At 35.9% G+C, this 3,946-nt stretch carries 3 protein-coding genes; all 3 read left to right on the plus strand.

What is annotated here, in order from left to right:
- Window positions 1-185: 185 nt before the first annotated feature.
- Window positions 186-704: a hypothetical protein gene (locus tag CIK94_RS02580; protein ID WP_144008276.1), complete on the plus strand. Its 519-nt coding sequence runs from the start codon at window positions 186-188 to the stop codon at window positions 702-704.
- 182 nt (window positions 705-886) lie between these two features.
- Window positions 887-3,040 carry a hypothetical protein gene (locus tag CIK94_RS02585; RefSeq protein ID WP_094421153.1) on the plus strand — a complete coding sequence of 718 codons (2,154 nt, stop codon included), beginning with the start codon at window positions 887-889 and terminating at the stop codon, window positions 3,038-3,040.
- A 5-nt stretch (window positions 3,041-3,045) separates the two neighbouring features.
- The gene (locus CIK94_RS02590) at window positions 3,046-3,810 is read left to right on the plus strand and encodes a YafY family protein (protein WP_094421155.1); all 765 of its coding nucleotides are present in this window, start codon (window positions 3,046-3,048) and stop codon (window positions 3,808-3,810) included.
- Window positions 3,811-3,946 lie beyond the last annotated feature (136 nt).

Raw genomic sequence — 3,946 nt, forward strand, 5'->3', positions numbered from 1 at the left:
TACCCATACCCATTCATACTGACCTGTCGCTTCATTTAGGACACGATCTCTTTCACGTTTTACTTTTGTTCTCATACACTTTTGTTTTAGGCATCCAAAAGTGTCAAGTTTTTTTAGGGTAAGTCACAAGCAATATGAAGTAATTTAGTTGCTACGAACAATGAGTTCGTCTGTCAAACGTAACTTTGCAGCGTAATTTAAAAATAGCGCAAATTTTAGATATGGAAAATTGTTTGAAGATATACCCACGACATGGGTTCCTTAATACAGAATATAAGGTACGCTCAGAAAAAGAAGAGTCATTTACAATCCTTTTCAATGGACATAAGATGTTCGAAGGAGTTGTAAAAGCTGGTGAAACAAAAGTTTTGCCAAAACTCAATGTTGCCGGAGAATATATCGTAATAAGTAATCGGACAAATGAACGTCAGAAGATTTGTGTTGAGAATGCGTTACGTCTTGGCAGTAGCGATTTGAAGCGTGCTTATGTCTTTGATGATTTTCCGTACATTATTTTTGTTATGAAGGATCGTATTCATATCTATGATCCTTCTATAGAGACATATGTATATACAGAAAACTATCTTAGCCCGAATGATATTCAGTATATAACAGACGGTAAACTCTTGTTCTCCACAAAACATTCTGATGGTACGTCGCTAAGTATATTTAATGCAGACAAACTCTGTATAGAAGAGTCTTAGAGATAGGTGAAATTATTGCACATAGCAAAGATTTTAAGACGCTATACGTTCTTGACAAGTGCAATTCTTCTGTTAGTATTATCAGGACAGAAAACCTTTCAGTTGAGACTGAATTCGAAAATAAAAACCCAAAAGGACAAGACTTCTACCACGTTGACAATGAGAATGGCTTGTTGTATGTAATGGAAGATAAATATATCTACGCTATAGATATAGATTCAGATTATGCCCAAAAGTTTGAGATGAACGACAATGTTATTGGTGTGACAACTTCTGGGTATCTTATCACATATAAGTATTCTCAATATGAGTACATTGATTTGAAATCAAGTGCTTTAACAAAAGGGGTATTTAAGTACACCCCTCTTATCACAGACTTTAATATTAATGGTCTTGTTATCAAAAACCCTACATGGGCAAATCGTTTTGATAATTCAAAGAGCAAAAAGGAATATTCAAATCTAAGCGAGTCTTTTGCACAGGAATGTAGAGAGAAAATCGCGAAAGGGGATGAATCTACATCCTTTACGAAAGAGATACACTTTGATTATATCAATCAATCAGTCATCTTCTACCCAACAAAGGATGGAGTGTATGTTGTTGAATGCTTGGAAAGGATGTACGAGAGCAAGATGACATATTATAAAAAAACAGATCGTGTATCAAATCCATTCTATAATTATAGAGAAAGGCTTGTATGGATCTCAAACAAAGGATATGAGACAAGTTACGGCAGTGGTGCAAATGCGTCACCAGGCCTAGACGACTTAATTATCAAAAATGAGAAAGCTCTTTTTAAGGCTAGTTCATCATTATATCTCATGCTGAGAAATGGCGAGGTTGTTTCCACCTTCGCTAGCAAGAATGATGTTGCTGACTTTATACCTTCAAGAGAAACACAGGCTCCGATAATCATAGATGGTTCGGAGATTTCGGCTTACAGAATTGTTTGCAGATCAGAGAACAAACTGGTATGCAAGAATAACAATGCGTATAGTTATTATGAGTTATCGAACACAAAGTGGAACGAAGTTAAGACTATAAGTTTTGAGGAGGAAAAGCATACTAAAGCAAAGATGTCTTCTGATGGCAAATATTTAGTATATTCTAAAGGTGGCAATAAATATGCACTTTATAATATTCTTGATCAAAAAGAAGAAACTGTGTTAACTGGCAACTTTGTGGATTTTGATAAAACTGGTAATTTGCTATTCATGGAGGATGTTAATGGAAGACGTGTAGGTGGTCGCGAACTGAAAGTTTATAATCCAATAACTTTCCAATGGGAAAAATCTAATGCACAGTATTATGCATTCATCAGTCCGGATGGTAAGTTATATGCAAAGACAGGCTTAAAGTCTCGTTATTTCAACAGACTTACAAATAAAGAAATATCAAGGGATGAGTTCTTTGATATTAAGAAAGAATACGACACGTCATTCTCTGCTAATTATACTGATGAACAGAAATCGGAGATTGAAAGCAAAAGAAAATCTCTTGTTTCTGAACATAAAGAGTACTTTGAATCATATTCGAACGAAAATAAACGTGCAAAAGTGTGGTTGGACAACATCCAGAAAAGTGCATATCCTGACTTCAGCGCAATATTCCTTCATATCAAACACTATGTTGTAGTTGGTGTGGTGGATGCAGAACAAGAACTAGATATTGAACTGGATACCACATTGTCTTTTTTGAATTATGTGGCATTCTCATATGACAATAAATATGTTGGAATTGTAGGCAAACCTGGTAATAATGGTTATTTGAAACTCGTTAAGATAAACTATAACGAGGTAACAAAGTCATTATCGCTTGAACGCGAAATCTGTGATACAGAGATTGCAAGATGGGCAACTTGGATTTGTGCATTTACAAAGAATGGTTTATTTGGCACATACGATAGTGCTCCGGATTTATACCTTATAAATCAGAGTGACTTTGAAAAGTTCAATGAAGAAAATGCAAACGACTTTAATTTTATTAGGAGTCATTTCCGAATAGAAGACCGTTCGTTGCTATGCTTTAGTCCGTCAGGTAAGCTCATGGCATTATCAAACCAGGGATATGAAGCAAAGTCTCTAGGTGGAAGAGGACATGTTCCATCCAACGATGTGTATATCTACGATACTGAAACTCGCGAAATGTTATCACATTGGCAAGACCAAGGTGACAAAATTGCCTTTAGAAATGTAGCGAACGCTGGTTTTTCAATTGACGAATCAAAGTTGATGACAGTCAGCGTTGATGGAGTTATCGTTGTACGAAACATTTGTGAAGAAGTAAACAAGCAAGGAAAGTACAATCCTGATTATAAATTAGCTATAGCATCATAAACGTTATGCCAGCAAACAAAAATGCAATGACCAGATATAAGATACTCGATGAACTCCTAAGTAGTCGGTATCATAATTACTCTTTGGATGATCTTACCGAAGAAGTAAGTAATCGTTTGGCAGACATGTACCCTGATACAAATGGTGTGGTTCGTCGTACCATAGAGAAAGATATATACTACCTTGAATATGAAGGTCCCTTCATGGTGGATATAGAGCGATATTCTGTTCCTGGCTATAGCAAGGAAAAACAGAAGTCATATATGAAGCAATGTCTGAGATATGCTCAACCATCATTTTCTATATTTAAGAAGGAAATGACCAGTGATGAGGAATATCTGCTTTCCGAAGCTCTTTCTCTTTTGGGACAATTTGATGGATTGCCAAATCTTGATGCTTTGGAAGGGCTTCGCCTAGGCTTGGGAATTAACAAAAGTGAGCGTCAGATCATTTCATTTACGAAAAACCCTTTAGAGAATTCAAATTTATTGGGTGAATTATTCACGGCTGCTTCACAGAAACAGGTCGTAGAAATTCATTACCATAAGTTTTCTTCTCCAGAACAAGAGTTGGTGGTCAATCTGCATCCATACCTTTTGAAGGAATATAATAGACGTTGGTATCTGTTTGCTGCCGCTGAAGATGACGAAAAGATGTTGTGCTTCGGTCTTGATAGAATTGACAAGGTTGTTCCTCTGCCATCGCACAAGTATGGCCGAATAAATGATATCTTCTTGCATTTTATTAGTTTCCCTATTTTGTTGTTCTAATGTATCTAATTTTATCCATTCATAATAATAGGCATAACCGATTAAACCGATACAACAAAAAATCAGTAACCAATAGTCACAAGGCCTGGAAAGTGTTTCATAAACAGCACGAATTTACAGATGGTTTATTTGTTGT

The organism is Prevotella sp. P4-51, assembly GCF_002251455.1.
Taxonomy (GTDB): domain Bacteria; phylum Bacteroidota; class Bacteroidia; order Bacteroidales; family Bacteroidaceae; genus Prevotella.

What these genes read in the sequence shown, in the direction of transcription:
- CIK94_RS02585 (WP_094421153.1), top strand. Translation starts at nt 887, where the DNA reads ATGGAAGATAAATATATCTACGCTATAGATATAGATTCAGATTATGCC.
- CIK94_RS02590 (WP_094421155.1), top strand. Translation starts at nt 3,046, where the DNA reads ATGCCAGCAAACAAAAATGCAATGACCAGATATAAGATACTCGATGAA.